We start from the raw sequence: 19,644 nt of genomic DNA, 5'->3' as shown, positions 1-19,644 counted from the left end.
CCACCTCGGCGCGCGCTCACATCGTGTGCGTCGGCTTGTCGGCGTTGAGGGTGCCGGCCAGCAGGGTCTCGATGCGGTTGCGGACCGCGTCGCCCTCGCCGCCTTCGCTGAACTGCACGCCGATACCGGCGGTACGGGCGCCCTGGGCGCCGACCGGCGTCACCCAGATCACCTTGCCGGCCACCGGCAGGCGCTCGCTGGACTCGGGCAGGGTCAGCAGCACGAACACCTCGTCGCCGAGGAAGTAACGCTTGGGCGTGGGCACGAAGATGCCGCCGTTGCGCACGAAGGGAATGTAGGCGCTGTACAGCTGGGCCTTGTCCTTCACCGTCAGCGACAGGATGCCGCCCTTTGTTGCATTCATCCTCGTCCTCCGTTCGACGCATCACGCGTGCCGCGCCAGGCAAGCAACAGGTCCACGATCGCCAGGTCGGCGCGCACCGTGGTGCGCAGCAGGTCGCGCGTGCGGTTGGCCGCGTCGAACCACGCGGCCAGCTTGTTCAATCGCGCCGGATCGGTCAAGGCCGAATCGGCCGACTGGGTCAGCGCCAGCTCGGCGGCGAAGCGCAGGCGCAGCGCGGCGTGCTCGTCGCCGGCCCAGCGCTGGGCGGTCTCGACCGCCGACACCTGGCCGCGTTCGAGCTTGGCCAGATCGCTGGCGACCTCGCGGCGCAGCGCCATGCCGCCCTCGGCCAGCCACGACAGCGCCAGGCCGGGATGCCCGCGCGCGGCGTCCAGCGCCTCGGCCGCCGCGCCGTGCGGATAGTCCTGCGCCGCCAGCCATGCCAGCGCCTCCTCGCGCGCCGGCAGGCGGATCTCCAGCCGCTGGCAGCGGCTGCGGATGGTGGCCGGCAGGCGCATGGGCTCGGCGCTGAGCAGCCACAGGTAGCGGCCGGGCTGGGGCTCTTCCAGCGTCTTGAGCAGGGCGTTCCAGGCCGCGGTGTTGACCGCGTCGGCCGGATCGATGATCGCCACCTGCGCGCGGCCGTACTGCGGGGTCAGCGAGAGCTTCTGCGAGAGCTCGCGGATCTGGTCGATCACGATCTCGGTGCGCAGCTTGGTGCCATCGCGCGTGGGGATGAAGGACACCCGCTGCAGGTCCGGATGGGTGCCGGCATCGATCAGCTGGGTGTCGCGGTTGTCGCCATCGGGCGCGCCCGCGCTGAGCACGTAGCGCGCCAGGCGATCGGCGACCGCACGCTTGCCCACGCCCGCCGGACCGGCCAGCACCAGCGCATGGCCCAAGCGCCCGGCCTGCAGCGCGGCCAGCGCCTGATCGTAGGCGCGCTGCTGCCACGGCGTGAACGCGGCCGCGCTCATTCCTGCGTGTCCAGCCAGGCCTGCACGGCCTGGCGCACGGCCGCGGCCACGTCCTGCGGCGACTGCGCCGCGTCGATCACGCGGAAACGCTGCGGGAAGGCCTGCGCGCGCCGGCGGTAGCCTTCGCGCACCCGTTCGAAGAAGTCGTCCTGCTCGCGCTCGATGCGGTCCGGCCACAGGTCGCGGCCGGCGGTGCGCGCGCGGCCCACGCGCACGTCCAGGTCCAGCAGCAGGGTCAGCGCCGGCGCCACATGCACCACGCGCTGCTCCAGGTCTTCCACCAGCGCGCGATCCAGGCCGCGCCCATGCACCTGGTAGGCGTAGCTGGAATCGGTGAAGCGGTCGCTCACCACCCAGGCGCCACGCGCCAGCGCCGGGGCGATCACGCGCTGCACGTGCTGGGCGCGCGCGGCGAACATCAGCAGCAGTTCGGCCTCCGGCGCCAGGGCTTCGTCGCCCGGCTGCAGCACGATGTCGCGCATGCGCTCGGCCAGCGGCGTGCCGCCCGGTTCGCGGGTCAGCAGCACCTCGTGCCCGGCCGCCTGCAGGGTCTCGCGGATCGCGCCGAGCGCGCTGGTCTTGCCGGCACCCTCGCCGCCTTCCAGGCTGAGGAAGTGCCGGTGTTCGAGCGGACGCGCGCTCACGGCTGCCTGGCCTTGGCGTCCTGCGCCGGCGCGGCCTGGGCGTCACCGAGCGCCGTGGCGGCGTCCTCCGGCAGCGGCGGGCGGCGCAGGCGGTCCAGATACTGGCGCACGGCCGCGTTGTGCTGGTCCAACGTGGCCGAGAACACATGCCGCCCGCTGCCGTCGCCGAGCGCGACGAAGTACAGCGCGTCGCCCTGGGCCGGATGCAGCGCGGCCTCCAGCGCGGCGCGGCCGGGCATGGCGATCGGCGTGGGCGTCAGCCCGGTGCGCGTATAGGTGTTGTACGGCGTATCGGTGGTCAGGTCGCTGCGACGGATGTTGCCGTCGTAGCGGCTGCCGATGCCGTAGATCACGGTCGGGTCGGTCTGCAGCTTCATGCCCAGCTGCAGGCGACGCACGAACACCCCGGCGATCTGCGCGCGCTCCTCGGCGATGCCGGTCTCCTTCTCCACGATCGAGGCCAGGGTCAGCGCCTGCTCGGGCGAGTCCAGCGGCAGCTCTGGCGCACGGGTAGCCCACAGCGCCGCCAGCGTCTTGTCCATGGCCTCGTGGGCGCGCTTGAGCACGTCCAGGTCCGAATCGCCGCGCGCATAGAGATAGGTCTCGGGCAGGAACCGGCCTTCCGCATGCTGCCCGGGGTGACCGAGCTGCGCCATCAGCGCCGCATCGTCCAGCTGCGTGGTCTGGTGACGCAGCGGCGTGGCGGCGTTGAGCGCGGCGCGCAGCTGGCGGATGTTCCAGCCTTCGACGATGGTGAAGCGGTACTGGATCGTGCGGCCGGCGCGCATGGCCTGCAGCAGCGAACGCGGCGTGGTCACGCCGGGCTCGAGCGCGTACTCACCGACCTTGAGCTTGCCGGCCGCATCCAGCTGACGCGCCAGCAGCTCCCACTCGATGTCGGCACCGGTGGTGATGCCCTGCGCGCGCAGATGCGCCAGCACGCCGCGGAAGCTGTCGCCCTGGCGCACCTGCGCCACCTGGTCGGGCTTCAGCCCAAGCAGCGGCTGCGACTGGAAGGCCTGGTAGTGCTGCCAGCCCCACACGCCGACGGCAGCCACGGCCAGCGCCAGTAGCACGAGGAGGAACACGAGGGCGCGGCAACCGCGCTTGCAACCTGACGCCACGGCGATTCGGGGGGAGGACGGAAGTGGGCGGCAGGATACCAGCCGGAGAAGTGAGCGCAGAGGAGCGGGGAGCGAGGTGAGCCAGGGCCGGAATTCGGCTTTCGCTCCCTCCTCACCCATGCTCGCTCACGCCTGCCCCAGCGCCAGCAGCATCCCGCGCGCCTTGGCCCGGGTCTCGTCCAGCTCGGCCTGCGGGTCCGAATCGACCACGATGCCCGCACCGGTGCGGAAGCGCAGCGTGGTGCCGTGCGGGTCATGGTCCAGCTGCGCGCTGCGGATCAGGATGTTGAGGTCCATGTCGCCATCGCGCCCCAGCCAGCCGAATGCGCCGGTGTAGGCCCCGCGCGGGGTCTGCTCCAGCTCGGCGATGATCTGCATGCAGCGCACCTTGGGGCACCCGGTGATGGTGCCGCCGGGAAAGGTCGCGGCGATCACCTGCCCCGGCGTAACCCCGGCGCGCAGCCGGCCGCGCACGTTGCTGACGATGTGATGCACGTGGGCATAGCTTTCCACCGTCATCAGCTCGTCGACCTCGACGGTGCCCGGCCTGCACACCCGGCCCAGGTCGTTGCGCTCCAGGTCGATCAGCATCACGTGCTCGGCGCGCTCCTTGGGGTGGCCGACCAGTTCGCGGATGCGCGCGGCATCGTCGTCGCCGGCGAAGCGCGGGCGGGTGCCGGCGATCGGGCGCGTTTCCACCACGCCCTCGCGCACCGACACCAGCCGCTCGGGCGAAGCACTGACCACGGCGTGTCCCTCGTACTGGAACAGCCCGGCGAACGGCGCCGGATTGCTGGCCCGCAGCCGCGTGTACAGCGCGGCCGGCTCCAGCCGCGGCGCGAAGCGCGCCTGCCAGCCGCGCGAGAGATTCACCTGGAACACGTCGCCGGCGGCGAGGTAATCCAGGATGCGGCGCACGCCCTCGGTGAAACGCTCGGGCGCGTCCTCGTGCAGCGCCTCGGGCGCGTGCCAGACCGGCGCCGGCAGCGTCGCCGCCCGCGCCAGATCCGCGGCGATCAGCTCCAGCAACGCCTCACACCCGGGCTCGGCCACCGCCACGCAGCGGCCGCTCGCGCGATCGCGCAACACTGCGGCGGGACAGCGCAGCGCCAAGGCCACCGGACCGGCGCCCTCGCCCTGCGGCAAGGCCAGCACCGGCTCGACCTGCGCGGCCAGCTCGTAATCCAGCATCAGCGCCCAGCCGCCGTGGAATGGCCAGTGCGAGGCCGCACGCGCCGTGCGCAGCGGCTGCCACGCGGCATCGAGGAGTCGGAGAAACTCGCCGTCCAGCGGCGCGCCATCCAGCGTGCGGGTCACGCCATCGCCGTCCAGGCGCAGGCCTTCTCCCGTGCTCGCCAGCAGCAGGTCCCAGCGTCCATGCACCGTGCCGGACGCGACCGACTCCATCAGCAGCGGATAGCGCGCCGGCGCGCTGCGCTGCAGGGCCAGCAGGTCGGTATCGCCGGGCAGGTCGTGGATCAGCATGGAAGCATCGTCATCCCGCAATGCACATCGGGAGCGGCCTCAAGGCCGCTCCCGATGCGGGTGTTGCATGGCGCGGCACGCTCAGAGGCGCTTGAACACCAGCGTGCCGTTGGTCCCGCCGAAGCCGAAGCCGTTGGACATGGCCACGTCGATCTTCTTCTCGCGCGCCACGTTGGGCACGTAGTCCAGATCGCAGCCCTCGCCCGGGTTGTCCAGGTTGATGGTCGGCGGGATCACGCCCTCGTGCAGCGCCATCACCGAGAAGATGGCCTCCACGCCGCCGGCGGCGCCGAGCAGGTGACCGGTCATCGACTTGGTCGAGCTGACCATCATCTTGTAGGCGTGATCGCCCATGGCGCGCTTCATCGCCAGGGTCTCGGCCAGGTCGCCCAGCGGCGTGGAGGTGCCGTGCGCGTTGAGGTAGGCCACGTCTTCCGGGTTCACCCCGGCATCCTTCATCGCCATGGTCATGCAGCGCGCCGGGCCGTCGCCATTCTCGCTGGGCGCGGTCATGTGCCAGGCGTCCTGGCTGGCGCCGAAGCCGGCCAGCTCGCAGTAGATGCGCGCGCCGCGGGCCTTGGCGTGTTCGTATTCCTCGATCACCAGGATGCCGGCGCCGTCGCCCATGACGAAGCCGTCGCGCTCGGCGTCCCACGGCCGCGAAGCGCGGGTGGGATCGTCGTTGCGGGTGGACATGGCCTTCATCGAGCAGAAGCCGGCCATCGAGGTCGGCGAGGAGCCGCGCTCGGCGCCGCCGCAGACCATCACGTCGGCATCGCCGTACTGGATGGTGCGCATGGCCATGCCGATGGAGTGGTTGGCCGTCGCGCACGCCGACACGGCCGAGAAGCCGGGCCCTTTGAGGCCCTTCATGATGCTCAAATGGCCCGGCAGCATGTTGATGATCGTGCTGGGGATGTAGAACGGCGAAACCTTGCGCGCGCCGCCCTCCAGGTATTTCTCGGTCTGCTGCTCGATGCCCAGGATGCCGCCGATGCCCGAACCGACCATGGCGCCGATGCGTTCGGCGTTGGCCTCGGTGACTTCCAGTCCCGAGTCCTCGAGCGCCATCAGCGAGGCCGCCATGCCGTAATGGATGAAGGCATCCATCTTCTTGGCTTCCTTGGGATGGATGAACTGGCTGATGTCCAGATCCCGCACCTCGCCGCAGATGCGGGTGGCGAAGGTCGAGGCATCGAACGAGGTCAGCGGGCCGATGCCCGAGCGACCATTCTTGATGCCGTCCCAGCTGGTGACCAGGTCGTTGCCCAGCGGCGAGACCATGCCCATGCCGGTAACGACGACGCGACGTCGGCTCATAACGTTCTACTCCGCAATGCTGCAGGCCGGTCCAGAACCGGCGTTGACAGGGATGTCGGCGCACCTGCGACCAGATGCGCGCGGGGCCGCAAGCGCGGCCCCGGCGTGATGCATGGCGTCAGCGCCGATCAGGCCTTGACGTGGGCCTTGACGTAGTCGATGGCCTGCTGGACGGAGGTGATCTTCTCGGCCTCTTCGTCCGGAATTTCGCACTCGAACTCTTCTTCCAGCGCCATGACCAGCTCGACGGTGTCCAGCGAGTCGGCGCCCAGATCGTCCACGAACGATGCGTTGGTGGTGACTTCTTCTTCTTTGACGCCAAGCTGTTCGACAACAATCTTCTTGACGCGTTCTTCAATGCTGCTCATGGATTCGCTCCAGACGGAGGTGGGTAGTAAACACGGGATAGTGTAGTGGAAACAGGACGTTACGCGCGCGTGCGCGTATCGCCCCGTGAATCAGCCACTTAGGGCGGATTTTTGCCTTACGGCATGTACATGCCGCCGTTGACGTGCAGGGTCTCGCCGGTGATGTACTTGGCGCCCGGCCCGGCCAGGAAGGCCACGGCGTTGGCGATGTCGGCCGGCTCGCCCAGCTGGCCCAGCGCGATCTGGCCCAGCAGGGCCGCGCGCGCGTCCTCGGGCAGGGCCTTGGTCATGTCGGTATCGATGAACCCGGGCGCCACCACGTTGACGGTGACCCCGCGCGAACCGATCTCCTTGGCCAGCGACTTGGAGAAGGCGATGATGCCGGCCTTGGCCGCGGCGTAGTTGGTCTGGCCCGGGTTGCCGGTCACGCCGACCACCGAGGCGATGTTGATGATGCGGCCGCGGCGCGCCTTCATCATGCCGCGCATCACCGCCTTGGAGGTACGGAACACGCTGGACAGGTTGGTGTCCAGGATGGCGTTCCAGTCCTCGTCCTTCATCCGCATCAGCAGGTTGTCGCGGGTGATGCCGGCGTTGTTGACCAGGATCGAGACGGGGCCGAACTCCTTGGCGGTGGCATCGATCAGCGCCTCGACCGCCTCGGCGTCGGTGACGTCCAGGATACGGCCATGGCCGCCCAGGGTCTCCATGCGCTGGGCGATGGCCTGCGCGCCGGCGTCGGTGGTCGCCGTGCCGATGACGGTGGCGCCCTGCGCGGCCAGCGTGTCGGCGATGGCCGCGCCGATGCCGCGGCTGGCGCCGGTCACCAAGGCGATCTCGCCGGCCAGGGGGAGTGCAGCGTTCATGCGGTCTTCCAGGTCTCGAGCGCCGAGGCGAAGTCGGCCGGGGTGGACAGCGCGCGGCCGTCGAGGGACTTGTCGATGCGCTTGACCAGGCCGGTCAGCACCTTGCCCGGCCCGCATTCGGCGATGCGCGTGGCACCGCCGGCGGCCAGCGCCTGCACGCAGTCGGTCCAGCGCACGGGCAGATACAGCTGGCGCACCAGCGCCTGGCCGATCGACTCGATCGAATCGTGCACCTGGGCATCGACGTTCTGCACCACCGGCAGCGCCGGCAGATGCCAGGACAGGCCCTTGATGGTCTCGGCCAGGCGGTTGGCGGCCTCGCGCATCAGCGGGGTGTGCGAGGGCACGCTGACGGCCAGCTTGACCGTCTTGCGGATGCCGCGCGCGTTGAGTTCGGCGATGGCCGTATCGACCGCATCGGCGTCGCCGCCGATCACGATCTGGCCAGGCGAGTTGTAGTTGGCCGGCACCACGACCTTGCTGCCGGAGACCTGCGTGCAGACCTCGGCCACCAGCGCGTCCTCGGCGCCGAGCACGGCGGCCATCGCGCCGACGCCGGCCGGCGCGGCCTCCTGCATCAGCTGACCGCGGATGCGCACCAGATGCGCGCCATCCTTGAGCGACAGCGCACCGGCGGCGACCAGCGCGGTGTACTCGCCCAGGCTATGGCCGGCCAGCCGGGCCGGCGTCGGGCCGCCTTCCTTGCGCCACAGGCGCCACACCGCGATGCCCGCGGCCAGCAGGGCCGGCTGGGTGTATTCGGTGCGATTGAGGAGTTCTTCCGGGCCGCCCTGCGAGAGCGCCCACAGGTCCGTGCCGGCGCCGTCGGAGGCCTCGTTGAAGGTGTCGCGCACCTGCGGGTGCAGCTCGGCCAGTTCGGCCAGCATGCCGATCGACTGCGATCCCTGGCCGGGAAACACGAAGGCAAGTGAGGTGTCAGTCACGCGCAAAAACGCCCTGCTGGGAAAAACGAGCGGCGATGATAAGCGTGAAAGGCGCGCGCCGTCTGTACTGGGGCGTATGCCAGCGGTCGGCCTCGCGATGGTGCGCGGCTCATCCCAGCAGCAGACGCAGCACGTCGAGGTCGCCGTCGCTGAACCAGTCGATGGCCAGCGTACCGATGATCAGCACGCTGAAGGTGCTGGCCGCATGCAGCACCAGCAGCGCATGCGCCAGCCGGCGCGACTTGCGCCCCAGGCGATTGCACACCGATGCCAGCCGCTGCAGACGGCCGGTGACCTGATGGGTCTGCTGCTGCACGTCGCTGGCATCGCGCGCCATCGCCTCGTGCATCAGCGCCTGCAGCGCCTCGGGCCGGTGCTCGTAGTAGCGCGCCACGCCATAGCCGAACATCAGCCAGTCGCGCGCCTGCGCCTGGGCCAGGTTCATCACCTCCAGCGGATCTTCCTCGAAGTCGATGAAGCCGATGCGCTGGCCGTCGTAGGTCATGTTGCGCGGCAAGGGCTGACCGAGATACGCGCCCTGCGCATGCGCCTTGGCCATCGCCTCCAGGGCCAGGCGCACCAGCTGATCGCACTGCGCATCGTCGCGCGCATTGCGCAGCCAGCTGGCCAGCGACTTGCCGTTGTCGCTGAGCACCAGCGAGGCGCGGCCGCGGCCGATCACTTCGGGCACGTGCACGCGTTGCGCGGCCAGCTCGCTCAGGCGGCGGGCCTCGGTATCCAGCGCGCCGGCGCCGACGTGGTGCGGCGGCGGGCGCAGGGGATCGATGCCGAGCTTGTCGGCGATGAACTTCAGCGCGCCCAGCGACAGCAGGCGGCTGCCTCCGTCGCGGTAGTGCTTGAGCCAGGCTTGCCGGCCGTCGATGAGGATGGGTTCGACCATGGGGGTTTCTCGCGCCTCGGGCCTGGACCCGACATGTCGGAAACATGTTAAACCCGAAGCGTTAACGCAATTACAACCTGGGGTCGGACGCAAGCCACGTTGCGTTCAGCACAGACGGGCCGAAGGCATGCCTGACAACACGCACCATGCGTCAAGGCCGGCTTGCGCCGGCCCTGAATCGCTGAAGAAATCGGATGGCTGGCGGACGGGCGACCTGGCGCCGGCCCCGCAAGCACGCCTCAGAAGCGCAGCAGCACCGAGCCCCAGGTGAAGCCGCCGCCGAAGGCTTCCAGCAGCACCAGCTGGTCGCGCTGGATGCGGCCATCGCGCACGGCCTCGTCCAGCGCGATCGGCACCGAGGCCGAGGACGTGTTGCCGGTGCGGTCGACGGTGACCACCACCTGCTCCATCGACATGTCCAGACGCTTGGCGGTGGCTTCGATGATGCGCAGGTTGGCCTGGTGCGGCACCAGCCAGTCCAGGTCGGTCTTGTCGAGCTGATTGGCCGACAGGGCCTCGTCCACGACCGCGTCCAGCGCCTTGACGGCGTACTTGAACACGTCGTTGCCCTTCATCAGGATGCGCGAGCCGTTGTTGGGCTCTTCCGGCTTGAAACCGGAGGACACGCCGACCGGATTCCACAGCAGCTCCTTCTTGCTGCCGTCGGCATGCAGGTGGGTGCTGAGGATGCCGGTGGTCGCATCGGCCTTGAGCACCACCGCGCCGGCACCGTCGCCGAACAGCACGCAGGTGGTGCGATCGCTCCAGTCGGTGATGCGGGTCAGGGTCTCGGCGCCGACCACCAGCACCGTGCGGGCATCGCCGGTGCGGATGAACTTGTCGGCCACCGACAGGGCGAAGACGAAGCCCGAACAGGCCGCGTTGACGTCCAGCGCCATGCAGCCTTCGGCGCCCAGCTTGGCCTGGATCAGGCAGGCGGTGGAGGGAAACACCAGATCCGGCGTGGTGGTGCCCACCACGATCATGTCCAGCTCGGACGGCGCCACGCCGGCGGCTTCCAGCGCGCGCAGGGCGGCCAGATGCCCCAGCGAGGCGCTGGTCTCGCCTTCGCCAGCGATGCGTCGCTCACGGATGCCGGTGCGGGTGCGGATCCACTCGTCGCTGGTGTCCACGATCTTGGACAGATCGTCGTTGGTCACCACCTTGTCCGGCAGACAGCTGCCTGTGCCTGCGATACGCGAGTAGATACGACCGTTCGTCACCGGCTGGCTCATCGTGATTCCCGTTGCGCGACCCGCAAGACGGGCCTGAATGATGCGGCGATCGGGCGCGCGTGCTTAAACGACGCGCGCCGTCAGGCTCATTCTTCGTCGACGACAGCCGACTTGGTCGCGATGACCTTCTTGCCGCGGTAGTAGCCGTCAGCCGTCACGTGGTGACGGATGTGGGTCTCGCCCGTGGTCGGGTCGGTGGCCAGCTGCTTGGCGGTGAGGGCGTCGTGGGCGCGGCGCTGGCCGCGACGGGACGGGGTGACGCGGGATTTCTGAACTGCCATGGTCTTGCTCCAAACGTGTCTGCGATTCAACCGCCTGCGGGGCGGTCAGTTCTTCTTGAGCGAGGCCAGGCCCGCGAACGGGTTGGCCTTCGCCAGTTCTTCCTGCTGCGGGGCAGCGTCAAGCTCCACCGCGGGCAATTCCGGATCCATCGGCACGGCGGGAACCGCCAGCACCAGCTCGTCCTCCACCAGGTCCAGCGTGCGCAGGATGCCGTCTTCGGGCACCAGCAGCGCTTCCATCTCCGGCGGCAACGCCGCTTCCTCGGCCTCGTCCCGGATCAGGCCGAGCCGCTGCACCATCGACACCGGGAACAGGAACCGCTGCAGGCTGCGCTGGCATTCCAGCGGCAACGCGGCATCGATCGTCAGTTCCACATAGGGCACCTGCAGCGCATCGCGATCGAACTGCATCGTGAAGCCCACCTCGCCCTGTGCATCGGTCAGCAGCCCGTCCAGCCGGCGGAAGGCCGCCAGCGGCACCCTGCCTTCGAGACTGCGCCGCCCGGCCACCATGCGCCAGATATCCAGGGTTTCGGGCACGTGCGCGGACATAAGCCGCAAAATGTTAAAGAGCCGGCCTGGTCATGTCAAATGCGCCGGACCGGCGCCCGGCCTGGGGCGCCGATCGCCGCCGCCCTGCCCCGTTCAACCACCCCCGGCCTTGGCAGATGGCCGCGGAGCGGCCTGACCGTTCGGCCGGCGCCGCTGGCCTCAAGGCTTCCGCACGCGGATCGGCTGCTCGGACCAGTCCTCCATGCTGCCGTCGCGCCCGTGCAGGCGCAGCCCCAGCCAGTGCTGGCCCGGCGCAAGACCGCTGGCATCCACCCGCACGCCGAACCCCACGTCCGGATGCTGCGGGTCGTTGGAGATCTTCCAGTAGGTGGCCACGCCCGGTGCGGGCAGTCCGTAGCGGGCGCGGGCCACGACCCGACCATCGATCAGCACCTCGACCGCGTCCAGCCCGACCCCGTCCTTGAACGCCCACCCCGCCACGTCGAACACGCCCGACACGTCCGCGCCGCCCACCGGCGTATCGATCCAGGCCATCGCCGGGGTCACGCACGGCTGCGCGCGGGCGGCCTCCAGCGCCGCCGCATCGCGGCGCGGCAGGCGGAACAGCAGGAAGCGCTGGCGGCCGTGGTCGACATTGATCACCCGCGGCGGCGGCAGCGGCCCGACCTGCGAGCACAGGAAGTGGTACTGCACCAGCAGATCCTTGTAGGACACCTCGCTGGCGCCGACCACCAGCAGTTGCGCGGTCGGGCTGGCGCCGTCGCTGTGCAGGCCCCACAGGCGCAGCTGCGGCGCGCGGCCGTGCTTGATGTTGAGCGGATGGTCGAGCACCGGGATCGCATCGTCGCCCAGCGCGAAGCCCAGCTCGGCGCCGACCTTGAAGTTGTCGGCGAGCATGCCGGTGGGCTCCGGCGCGCGCGCCAGCTCCTCGCGCACCGCGTCGGCCAGCACGTTCCAGCCGGCGAAGTTGTAGGGATAGAACTTCTGCCCGGCCAGGTCCGCGCGCCAGCGCGGCACCGAGGCGATCAGGTAATAGCCCAGCACGCTGGCCAGGCCCAGCCCGCACAGCGTCCAGGTCGCGCGCCGCAGCCACGGCGACCAGGTGCGTAACAGCACCGGCACGGCCAGGAGCAGCGGCAAATAGCCCGGCAGCGGCCAGTGGAAGCTGACGCGTTCGACATCGGCGAAGAAGCCCAGCACGAAGAAGCCGATCGTCGACACCGCGCCCAGCAGGCAGAAGTAGCGCCGCTGCGGCGGCAGCGCATCGCCCTTGCGCAGCGCGCGGGTCAGCACCGTGATCAGGGCGAAGAACAGCAGCGGCGTCACCAGCGCCGCCTGCACCAGCAGGAACCACAGCCCGGTCCACTGGAAGGTCCACGGATGGCGCTCGACCAGCTGGAAGCGCAGGCCCGCGTCGGCGTTCTCGATGTTCCAGGCGATCAGCGGCGCCCAGGCCGCCACCCCCAGCGCCAGCGCCACCCACACGCGCACATCGCGCAGCACGCGCCGGCCTTCGGGAATCAGCAGCAGCGCGATCAGCCCGGTGCCGATCACGCCGACGAAGCGATAGTGGCTGAGCGCGCCGATGGCCAGGCCGAGCGCGAGCTCGGCCGCGCCGGCCGCATCGACCTGGCGCAGCAGGCGCGCGCCTGCATCCAGGCACAGGACCGTGGCGAAGGCCATCGGCACATCGGGAATGGCCAGGATGCCCAGGCTTCCCGACAGCGGCATCAGCAGCAGCAGGCTGCCCGCGCGCCAGCCGGCCACCGCGCTGAACCAGCGCGTGCCGATGCCGACCAGCAGCCACGGCAGCAGCGCCGACAGCAGCAGGAACGGCAGGCGGATGGCCAGTACATGCTGTCCACCGATCAGCGTGCCCAGACGCGTCATCCACGCGGTCAGTCCAGGCAGGTCCGAATACGCCGCAGCCAGGTGGCGTCCTTCCTGCCAGTAGAACGCCTCGTCGACGAACAGCGGCAGGCGCGCGGCGATCATGACCTTGATGACAGTCAGGACGATCCACAGCGCCAGGAACGTGCGCTGTGCGCGCGCTTCTTCATTCATATAGCCGCTACACTCGGGAAAAAGGACAACGTGGAGCCATGATGCAGCTCAGGTCTTCAGCACGCCCCATGCTACCCGAGGCCTTGTCGACGGCTCTGCAGCAGGCCCAGGCGCAGGTCAATGGACTGGTGCTGGGCAAGCCGCGCCAGGTGCGCCTGGCCTTCGTCGCGCTGCTGGCCGATGGCCATCTGCTGATCGAGGACCTGCCCGGCCTGGGCAAGACCACGCTGGCCCATGCGCTGGCGGCTACGCTGGGATTGAACTTCCAGCGCGTGCAGTTCACCTCCGATCTGTTGCCCGGCGATGTCCTGGGCGTGTCGATCTACGATGCGCAGGCGCGCCGCTTCCAGTTCCATCCCGGCCCAGTCTTCACCCACGTGCTGCTGGCCGACGAGATCAATCGCGCGCCGCCGCGTACGCAGAGCGCGCTGCTCGAGGCGATGGCCGAACACCAGGTCACGCTGGACGGCACCACGCATCGTCTGGAAGAGCCCTTCTTCGTCATCGCCACGCAGAACCCGGTCGATCTGTCGGGCACCTATCCGCTGCCGGATTCGCAGCTGGACCGTTTTCTGCTGCGCATGGCGCTGGGCTATCCCGAGCCCAAGGACGAACGCGCGCTGCTGGCCGGCAGCGACCGGCGCGAACTGATCGCCCAGGCGCGTCCGCTGCTGGGCGTGGAGCAGGTGCTCGAACTGCGCGCCGCCGTCGCCCAGGTGCATGCCAGCGATGCGCTGCTGGACTACGTGCAGGCGCTGGTGAACCGCAGCCGCCGCCAGCCCGGCGTGCGCGTGGGCCTCTCGCCCCGCGCCGGCCTGGCGCTGCTGCGCGGCGCGCGCGCGCATGCCCTGCTGCTGGGCCGCGACCATGTGATTCCCGAGGACGTGCAGGCCTTGTTCGCCGCCGTGGCCGCGCATCGCCTGGTGCCCGACGCCGAAGGCGTCTCGGCCACCGAGCTGGCCCAGGCCATCGCCCAAGCCGTCGCGGTGGACTGAGGCGTGGCGTTGCTCGCGCGCCTGCGCAGCAAGGCGGCGCTGATGGCCAGGCCGCAGGCGCCCGAGTCACTGCCGGTCAGCCTCGACCGACGCCGCGTCTATGTACTGCCGACCGGCTTCGGCCTGTTCGCCGGCGGCCTGGTCGGCGTGATGCTGCTGGGCGCGCTGAACTACAACAACAACCCGGCCCTGCTGCTGGCGCTGCTGCTGGCCGCGACGCTGATGGCCAGCCTGATGGCCGCGCACCTGCAGCTTTCGGGTCTGCGCGTCGACGCGATCGGGGCCGAGCCGGTGCATGCCGGCCAGCCGCTGCAGCTGCAGCTGGCCGTGTCCGCGCGCGATGCGCGCCCGCGCATCGGCCTGCGCCTGCGCGCCGGCCAGGACGAGGCGCTGGTGCCGGCGCTGCACGAGGGCCAGCAGGTCATCGCCACGCTCGACTATCCGACCGCCACGCGCGGCTGGCTCACGCTGCCGCGCCTGCGCCTATCCACCACCCAGCCGCTGGGCGTGGCGCGCGCGTGGTCGTGGGTGTGGCCCGAGACGGCGCTGCTGGTCTATCCGGCCGTGGAAGTCGACGGCCCGCCCCTGCCCGAGCCTGGCGGCGCTTCGCGCCAGACGCGCGTGGATGCGGCCGGCGAGGAGCTGCACCACCTGCGCGCCTATCGTCCCGGCGATGCGCAGCACACCATCGCCTGGAAACCCTCGGCGCGCCGCGACACCTTGCTGGTGCGCGAGTACGAACGCCCGGTCGGCCGCGAGGTCGTGCTGGACTGGTCCGCGCTGGCCGCCCTGCCGCAGGAGGCGCGCATCGCGCGGCTGACGCACTGGATCGAGCTGGCCGAACGCCAGGCGCGGCGCACGCGCCTGCTGCTGCCGGGCCAGCCGCCGATCGGGCCGGCCAGCGGGCCGCCCCATCGCCACCAGTGCCTGCGCGCGCTGGCGCTGCTGCCCAGGAGCAGGACGTGATCGGCCGGCGCGTGCACGCCACTTCGCCCGCGCTGGACGCACGCAGCCGACTGTGGACGCTGGCCTCGGCCGGCTTCGGCCTGCTGCCGCTGCTGCTGCAGCTGCCGGGCGGCACGGCGTTGGCGATCGGGGCGATCGGCGTGCTCAGCGCGGGCGCCTCGTGGAAGCGGCGCATCCCGCTGCCGCTGCGCGTGCTGCTGGCGCTGGCGGCGCTGGCCGCGGTGCTGTGGTCGGCCGGGCCGCGCGTCGGCCGCGATACCGGCTGCGCGCTGCTGGCGGCGATGCTGGCGATCAAGCCCACCGAGACCACGACGCTGCGCGATGGCCGCAGCCTGGTGGGCTTTGCGCTGTTCGCCCCGTTCGCCGCGTTCCTGCTCGATCAGGGTCCGCTGACGATGGCGCTGGGGCTGGTCTCGGTGCTGTGCGCGCTGGTGGCCATGCTGCGCCTGGCCGCGCTGGAGTCCGGTCTGCTCGACGCCAGCGGCGCCAGCGCGGCGCGCATCAGCCCCTGGCAGCTCGGCCGGCTGGTGCTGATGGGTCTGCCGCTGGTCCTGCTGACGTTCTGGCTGTTCCCGCGCCTGGGCAGCCCGCTGTGGGGCCTGCCCGACCGCGCGGTCGGCCGGCCAGGCCTGTCCGACGACATGCGGCCGGGCGAGTGGATCGACCTGCTGGCCGACGACACGCCCGCCGCGCGCGTGACCTTCTTCGGCGCCACGCCGCCGCCTTCGCAGATGTACTGGCGCGGGCCGGTGCTGGACGACTTCGACGGCCGCGTGTGGCGCCGCGGCTGGAGCGGTGGGCGCGCGCCGGCCGAGGTGTCGCGCCAGGGCCCGCGCTACGACTACCAGCTCGACTACGAACCCACAGACCGCAGCCAGCTCGTCGCGCTGGACCTGCCCTTCGCGGCGCCCGAAGGCGCGCGGCTGTCGGCCGACTACGAACTGAGCGCGCAGCGCCCGCTGGCCTCGCTGACGCGCTGGCGCATGCAGGGCCAGGCGCCGGCGCGCTTCGATGCCCAGCTGCCGCCCCAGGCGCTGCAGCGCGATCTGCGCCTGCCGCCGGGGCTCAATCCCCGCACGGTCGCGCTGGGCCGGCAGTGGCGCGGCGAAGCCGGCGCCAACGGCGATGCGGCCATCGTCCAGCGCGCGCTGACCTGGATCCGCAAGGACTTCGGCTACACGCTGGACATCCCGTTGCCGGGACGCGACATGGCCGACGAGTTCCTGTTCCAGACCCGGCAGGGCTTCTGCGAGCAGTTCAGTTCGTCCTTCGTGATCCTGATGCGTGCGGCCGGCATTCCCGCGCGGGTGGTCACCGGTTACGTGGGCGGGGTGCGCAATCCGTTCGGCGGCGGCTACTGGATCCTGCGCCGCCAGGATGCCCACGCCTGGGCCGAGGTCTGGCTGCCGCAGCGCGGCTGGGTCCGGGTGGACCCCACCGCCGCGGTGGCGCCCGAGCGCATCTACGACACGCTGGACGACCGTGCCCAGGCCGGTGGCGACGGGGGCGAGGGTCTGTTCGGCCTGAGCCGCTACGCGCAGGTCAGCGACTGGCTGCGGCGCGGCTGGAACGATCTGGTGCTGGGCTTCGATGTCGAGCGCCAGCGCCGGCTGCTGCAGCCCTTCGGCATCGAGCGCCTGGACGAAGGGCGCCTGGGCCTGCTGTTCGCGCTGGCCGGCGGTGGCGCGCTGCTGGGCATGGCCTGGCTGCTGGCGCGCGGCGAACGCGAGCGCGATCCGCTGCTGCGGCAGTGGCATGCGCTGGGGCGGCGCTATCGCCGCTTCGATCTGGCGCCCGGCGCGGACGAGCCGGCGCAGCGCTGGGCGCAGCGTGTGGCGAGCGTGCGACGCGACGCCACCGCAGCGCACAAAAACGAGGAACTCATCTCACTCAGCCAGCGTTTCGCACAGGCACGCTACGCTGCCGGTCACGCGGACGTCCGGGCGCTGATACGCGATCTTCGCCGGCACCGTCCGTGATCCATTCCGAGGCCCGTATGAAGCGCATGTCTTTTCTCCGTCCGCTGGCCGTCACTGGCCTTGCGATCGCCCTAGGCGCCTGCGCGACCGCGCCCAAGCCGCTGCAGGGTCAGTTCCCCGGTGTGACGCCGCGCGATGCGGTGGTCGGCGTGCAGACCGGCGCGCAGGTGCGCTGGGGTGGCCGCATCGTCGAGACCAAGCCGGGTGCCAACAGCACCTGCTTCGAGATGATCTCCGCGCCGCTCAGCGCCACGGGCCGTCCGCAGAGCGATACGCCGGATGCGACCGATGGGCGCTTCATCGCCTGCCGCGCGGGCTTCTACGATCCGGCGATCTTCTCCAAGGGCCGTGAGGTGACCTTCGTCGGTCGCGTGTCCGGCACCGAGACCACGCGCATCGGCGAGTACGACTACCGCCTGCCCAAGGTCGACGCCGATGTGGTCTACCTGTGGCCGAAGGTGCGCGAGGTGCAGGTGCGCCCGTATCCGTACTACGACCCGTTCTGGGGTCCTGGCCCGGGCTGGGGCTGGGGTCCGCGCTGGGGCTGGTGGTAAGTCGCCTCAGTTTCCGCGTAGTAGAGAAGGGCCGGCGATTGCCGGCCTTTTCTTTGAAGTGCTTCTGCCCATCAATCGATCGCTGGCGTTGGCGTCGGCTTCCTTCCCCGCTGGTCGCGCCCTCGCCCGCCGGACCGCTGCCGCGCGCGTCATGCCCAAGCACTTCGGGTCGAAAGCAAGGCTTTGGTGGAAGATGAATTGATCCATCTGCTGCCAGGGCCTCGATCCGAGCGGCTCTGCGGGAACGAGCAAGTCGCCGCCTTCTTGTAGAGCGGAGCTCGCTCCGCTGCATTTCGGCCGGACCATCGAGAAAGCCTGAGCGGAGCAAGCTCCGCTCTACAGGTGGGAGCCGACCTTGTCGCCTGTTTGGCCGATGGCGGCGATGACGCTTTCCCGGTAGCGCCTCATCGCCCGCCCAAGAGCCAGCGAGGGATGACTGGCGAGCCGATGCGCCATGCTCGGCCGGGTCTAGGCGGGTTGGCGAAGCGAGTCCACCGATGCCGCACGCATGCCATCCCCATGGTTCACGTCCCTGCACTCCGGCGAAAAGCCGTTCCGACTGCCTGCGCGGGCAGTCCCGCGGGCTTCAGCCGCCCGGCGCGCCGAAGTGGCCCAGCGCCGCGCCGGCCAGCAGGTGCAGGTGGATGTGATAGACGGTCTGCCCGGCATCGTCGCGGCAGTTCATGACCACGCGATAGCCCTTTTCGGCAAAGCCTTCCTGGCGCGCGTACTGCGCCGCGGCCAGCACCAGCTTGCCCACCAGCGTGGCCTGGTCCGGCGTCAGGTCGTCCAGCGTGGGCACGTGCACCTGCTTGGGAATGAACAGCACATGCACCGGCGCCTGCGGCGCGATGTCCTTGAAGCCCAGCACCTCATCATCCTCATAGACGATGGTGGCCGGGATCTCGCGCCGGATGATCTTGCCGAAGATGGTGTCGTTCATGGGCTGGCCTGAGAAGCGAGTTAAGAGAAACGAGAAACGAGAAACGAGTTTAGCTTTCCTGGCTGGACATGGCCGCAAGGTCTTAGGAGGCTCGTGCGCCCACCCTCTCCTTTCTCGTTGCTCTCGACTCGTTACTGGCCCTAGGCCATTTCGCTGCGCGAACCGAACGCGTGCGAGAGCGTGCCGCGATCTACGTACTCCAGCTCTCCACCCAGCGGTACGCCGTGCGCCAGGCGCATGGGCTTGACGTCCGCCTGGCGCGCCAGCTGCGCCAGGTAGTGCGCGGTGGCCTCGCCTTCGACGGTGGGATTGGTGGCGATGATCAGTTCGGCGACCTCGCCCTGGGCCAGACGCTGGGACAGCTGTTCCAGGCCGAGCTCGCGCGGGCCGATGCCGTCCAGCGGCGAGAGCCGGCCCTGCAGGATGAAGTACAGGCCGCGATAGCCGGTGGCCTGTTCGATGGCCAATCGGTCGGCTGGGGATTCGACCACGCACAGCTGGTGGCGGTCGCGGCTGGGGCTGGCGCAGATGGCGCACAGCGTGCCTTCGGTGAAGTCGCGGCACTGCTGGCAGTGGCCGATGTGCTCCATGGCCTCGGCCAGCGCGGACGACAGCCGGCGGCCGCCGGCGCGATCGCGCTCCAGCAGCTGGTAGGCCATGCGCTGGGCGCTCTTGCTGCCCACGCCGGGCAGGACCTTGAGCGCGTCGATGAGCTGTTCGAGCAGCGAGGAAGTCAAAACGGAAGGGGCCGGGGATCAGGGACCAGAGGCCAGGAAAAACGCAGGGACATACCGGCCCCTGGTCCCTGGCCCCTGCGCTTCAGAACGGCAGCTTCATGCCGGGCGGCAGCTGCATGCCGGCGGTGGCCGAGCCCATGCGCGTCTTGGATTCGGCGTCGATCTTGTTGGAGGCGTCGTTGAACGCCGCGGCGATCAGGTCCTCGAGCATTTCCGCATCGGACAGCAGGGTCGGGTCGATGCGCACCTTGCGGCACTCCTTGGCGCCGGTCAGCGTCACGCTGACCATGTTGCCGCCGGCGTTGCCGGTGACTTCCAGCTTGGCCAGCTCTTCCTGCGCCTTCTGCAGGTTTTCCTGCATCTTCTGCGCCTGCTGCATGAGTTGGGCGATGTTTCCACGCATGG

General features: G+C 70.2%; 21 protein-coding genes. 4 read left to right on the top strand and 17 right to left on the bottom strand.

Going from position 1 to position 19,644, the window contains the following annotated elements:
• Positions 1–16: 16 nt before the first annotated feature.
• The 14 genes from MWN52_RS06460 to MWN52_RS06395 all read right to left on the bottom strand — a co-directional run bounded on the left by MWN52_RS06460 (position 17) and on the right by MWN52_RS06395 (position 13,065).
• Complete coding sequence (locus MWN52_RS06460; protein WP_130520096.1) at positions 17–364, bottom strand: PilZ domain-containing protein; 348 nt, start codon at positions 362–364, stop codon at positions 17–19.
• Positions 361–1,320, bottom strand: coding sequence for a DNA polymerase III subunit delta' (locus tag MWN52_RS06455; protein ID WP_286577107.1), 960 nt, complete (start codon positions 1,318–1,320; stop codon positions 361–363). The genes MWN52_RS06460 and MWN52_RS06455 overlap by 4 nt, the downstream gene beginning before the upstream one ends.
• Positions 1,317–1,964, bottom strand: coding sequence for a dTMP kinase (gene tmk / locus MWN52_RS06450; protein WP_286577106.1), 648 nt, complete (start codon positions 1,962–1,964; stop codon positions 1,317–1,319). Before tmk ends, MWN52_RS06455 begins: the two co-directional genes overlap by 4 nt.
• Positions 1,961–3,094, bottom strand: coding sequence for an endolytic transglycosylase MltG (gene mltG, locus MWN52_RS06445; protein ID WP_425608108.1), 1,134 nt, complete (start codon positions 3,092–3,094; stop codon positions 1,961–1,963). Before mltG ends, tmk begins: the two co-directional genes overlap by 4 nt.
• A 120-nt stretch (positions 3,095–3,214) precedes the next feature.
• On the bottom strand, positions 3,215–4,573 hold the full coding sequence (locus tag MWN52_RS06440) for an aminodeoxychorismate synthase component I (protein WP_286577103.1): 1,359 nt from the start codon (positions 4,571–4,573) through the stop codon (positions 3,215–3,217).
• Between the two features lie 81 nt (positions 4,574–4,654).
• On the bottom strand, positions 4,655–5,893 hold the full coding sequence (gene fabF, locus MWN52_RS06435) for a beta-ketoacyl-ACP synthase II (protein ID WP_286577101.1): 1,239 nt from the start codon (positions 5,891–5,893) through the stop codon (positions 4,655–4,657).
• A 128-nt stretch (positions 5,894–6,021) separates the two neighbouring features.
• Entirely contained in the window at positions 6,022–6,261 is a 240-nt protein-coding gene (gene acpP / locus MWN52_RS06430; RefSeq protein ID WP_130520084.1) for an acyl carrier protein, read from the bottom strand.
• A 116-nt stretch (positions 6,262–6,377) separates the two neighbouring features.
• Positions 6,378–7,127, bottom strand: a complete 750-nt coding sequence (gene fabG, locus MWN52_RS06425; RefSeq protein WP_286577100.1) for a 3-oxoacyl-ACP reductase FabG — start codon at positions 7,125–7,127, stop codon at positions 6,378–6,380.
• Positions 7,124–8,071 carry an ACP S-malonyltransferase gene (gene fabD, locus MWN52_RS06420; protein WP_286577099.1) on the bottom strand — a complete coding sequence of 316 codons (948 nt, stop codon included), beginning with the start codon at positions 8,069–8,071 and terminating at the stop codon, positions 7,124–7,126. Before fabD ends, fabG begins: the two co-directional genes overlap by 4 nt.
• Before the next feature lie 109 nt (positions 8,072–8,180).
• Entirely contained in the window at positions 8,181–8,972 is a 792-nt protein-coding gene (locus MWN52_RS06415; RefSeq protein WP_286577098.1) for a BUD32 family EKC/KEOPS complex subunit, read from the bottom strand.
• Positions 8,973–9,211: 239 nt separating this feature from the next.
• Positions 9,212–10,207 carry a beta-ketoacyl-ACP synthase III gene (locus MWN52_RS06410; RefSeq protein ID WP_130520076.1) on the bottom strand — a complete coding sequence of 332 codons (996 nt, stop codon included), beginning with the start codon at positions 10,205–10,207 and terminating at the stop codon, positions 9,212–9,214.
• Positions 10,208–10,293: 86 nt separating this feature from the next.
• Positions 10,294–10,488, bottom strand: a complete 195-nt coding sequence (gene rpmF, locus MWN52_RS06405) for a 50S ribosomal protein L32 (RefSeq protein ID WP_130520075.1) — start codon at positions 10,486–10,488, stop codon at positions 10,294–10,296.
• A 45-nt stretch (positions 10,489–10,533) separates the two neighbouring features.
• Positions 10,534–11,040 carry a YceD family protein gene (locus MWN52_RS06400; protein ID WP_130520073.1) on the bottom strand — a complete coding sequence of 169 codons (507 nt, stop codon included), beginning with the start codon at positions 11,038–11,040 and terminating at the stop codon, positions 10,534–10,536.
• A 159-nt stretch (positions 11,041–11,199) separates the two neighbouring features.
• The gene (locus MWN52_RS06395; RefSeq protein ID WP_286577097.1) at positions 11,200–13,065 is read right to left on the bottom strand and encodes an ArnT family glycosyltransferase; all 1,866 of its coding nucleotides are present in this window, start codon (positions 13,063–13,065) and stop codon (positions 11,200–11,202) included.
• Positions 13,066–13,106: 41 nt separating this feature from the next.
• On the opposite strand from MWN52_RS06395, the gene MWN52_RS06390 reads away from it, so the two are divergent.
• The 4 genes from MWN52_RS06390 to MWN52_RS06375 are packed head-to-tail and all read left to right on the top strand — an operon-like array spanning position 13,107 to position 17,559.
• Entirely contained in the window at positions 13,107–14,060 is a 954-nt protein-coding gene (locus MWN52_RS06390) for an AAA family ATPase (RefSeq protein ID WP_130520212.1), read from the top strand.
• Between the two features lie 9 nt (positions 14,061–14,069).
• Entirely contained in the window at positions 14,070–15,026 is a 957-nt protein-coding gene (locus tag MWN52_RS06385; protein ID WP_425608107.1) for a DUF58 domain-containing protein, read from the top strand.
• On the top strand, positions 15,023–17,005 hold the full coding sequence (locus MWN52_RS06380; protein WP_425608087.1) for a transglutaminase TgpA family protein: 1,983 nt from the start codon (positions 15,023–15,025) through the stop codon (positions 17,003–17,005). The genes MWN52_RS06385 and MWN52_RS06380 overlap by 4 nt, the downstream gene beginning before the upstream one ends.
• 26 nt (positions 17,006–17,031) lie before the next feature.
• Positions 17,032–17,559 carry a Slp family lipoprotein gene (locus MWN52_RS06375; RefSeq protein ID WP_130520067.1) on the top strand — a complete coding sequence of 176 codons (528 nt, stop codon included), beginning with the start codon at positions 17,032–17,034 and terminating at the stop codon, positions 17,557–17,559.
• A 586-nt stretch (positions 17,560–18,145) separates the two neighbouring features.
• Here MWN52_RS06375 and MWN52_RS06370 read toward each other — a convergent pair.
• The 3 genes from MWN52_RS06370 to MWN52_RS06360 form a co-directional block, all read right to left on the bottom strand.
• Positions 18,146–18,502, bottom strand: coding sequence for a histidine triad nucleotide-binding protein (locus MWN52_RS06370; RefSeq protein WP_286577095.1), 357 nt, complete (start codon positions 18,500–18,502; stop codon positions 18,146–18,148).
• Between the two features lie 140 nt (positions 18,503–18,642).
• Positions 18,643–19,239, bottom strand: a complete 597-nt coding sequence (recR, locus tag MWN52_RS06365) for a recombination mediator RecR (RefSeq protein ID WP_286577094.1) — start codon at positions 19,237–19,239, stop codon at positions 18,643–18,645.
• 82 nt (positions 19,240–19,321) lie between these two features.
• Positions 19,322–19,642, bottom strand: coding sequence for a YbaB/EbfC family nucleoid-associated protein (locus tag MWN52_RS06360; RefSeq protein WP_130520062.1), 321 nt, complete (start codon positions 19,640–19,642; stop codon positions 19,322–19,324).
• Positions 19,643–19,644 lie beyond the last annotated feature (2 nt).

The organism is Pseudoxanthomonas winnipegensis (assembly GCF_030322905.1).
Lineage (GTDB): Bacteria > Pseudomonadota > Gammaproteobacteria > Xanthomonadales > Xanthomonadaceae > Pseudoxanthomonas_A > Pseudoxanthomonas_A winnipegensis.
This window is presented reverse-complemented; position numbering and strand designations above follow the sequence as displayed.

Coding starts and splice junctions, on each gene's coding strand:
- MWN52_RS06460 (WP_130520096.1), bottom strand. CDS start 364: ATGAATGCAACAAAGGGCGGCATCCTGTCGCTGACGGTGAAGGACAAG.
- MWN52_RS06455 (WP_286577107.1), bottom strand. CDS start 1,320: ATGAGCGCGGCCGCGTTCACGCCGTGGCAGCAGCGCGCCTACGATCAG.
- MWN52_RS06440 (WP_286577103.1), bottom strand. CDS start 4,573: ATGCTGATCCACGACCTGCCCGGCGATACCGACCTGCTGGCCCTGCAG.
- fabF (WP_286577101.1), bottom strand. CDS start 5,893: ATGAGCCGACGTCGCGTCGTCGTTACCGGCATGGGCATGGTCTCGCCG.
- acpP (WP_130520084.1), bottom strand. CDS start 6,261: ATGAGCAGCATTGAAGAACGCGTCAAGAAGATTGTTGTCGAACAGCTT.
- fabG (WP_286577100.1), bottom strand. CDS start 7,127: ATGAACGCTGCACTCCCCCTGGCCGGCGAGATCGCCTTGGTGACCGGC.
- MWN52_RS06415 (WP_286577098.1), bottom strand. CDS start 8,972: ATGGTCGAACCCATCCTCATCGACGGCCGGCAAGCCTGGCTCAAGCAC.
- MWN52_RS06410 (WP_130520076.1), bottom strand. CDS start 10,207: ATGAGCCAGCCGGTGACGAACGGTCGTATCTACTCGCGTATCGCAGGC.
- rpmF (WP_130520075.1), bottom strand. CDS start 10,488: ATGGCAGTTCAGAAATCCCGCGTCACCCCGTCCCGTCGCGGCCAGCGC.
- MWN52_RS06400 (WP_130520073.1), bottom strand. CDS start 11,040: ATGTCCGCGCACGTGCCCGAAACCCTGGATATCTGGCGCATGGTGGCC.
- MWN52_RS06395 (WP_286577097.1), bottom strand. CDS start 13,065: ATGAATGAAGAAGCGCGCGCACAGCGCACGTTCCTGGCGCTGTGGATC.
- MWN52_RS06390 (WP_130520212.1), top strand. CDS start 13,107: ATGCAGCTCAGGTCTTCAGCACGCCCCATGCTACCCGAGGCCTTGTCG.
- MWN52_RS06375 (WP_130520067.1), top strand. CDS start 17,032: ATGTCTTTTCTCCGTCCGCTGGCCGTCACTGGCCTTGCGATCGCCCTA.
- MWN52_RS06370 (WP_286577095.1), bottom strand. CDS start 18,502: ATGAACGACACCATCTTCGGCAAGATCATCCGGCGCGAGATCCCGGCC.
- MWN52_RS06360 (WP_130520062.1), bottom strand. CDS start 19,642: ATGCGTGGAAACATCGCCCAACTCATGCAGCAGGCGCAGAAGATGCAG.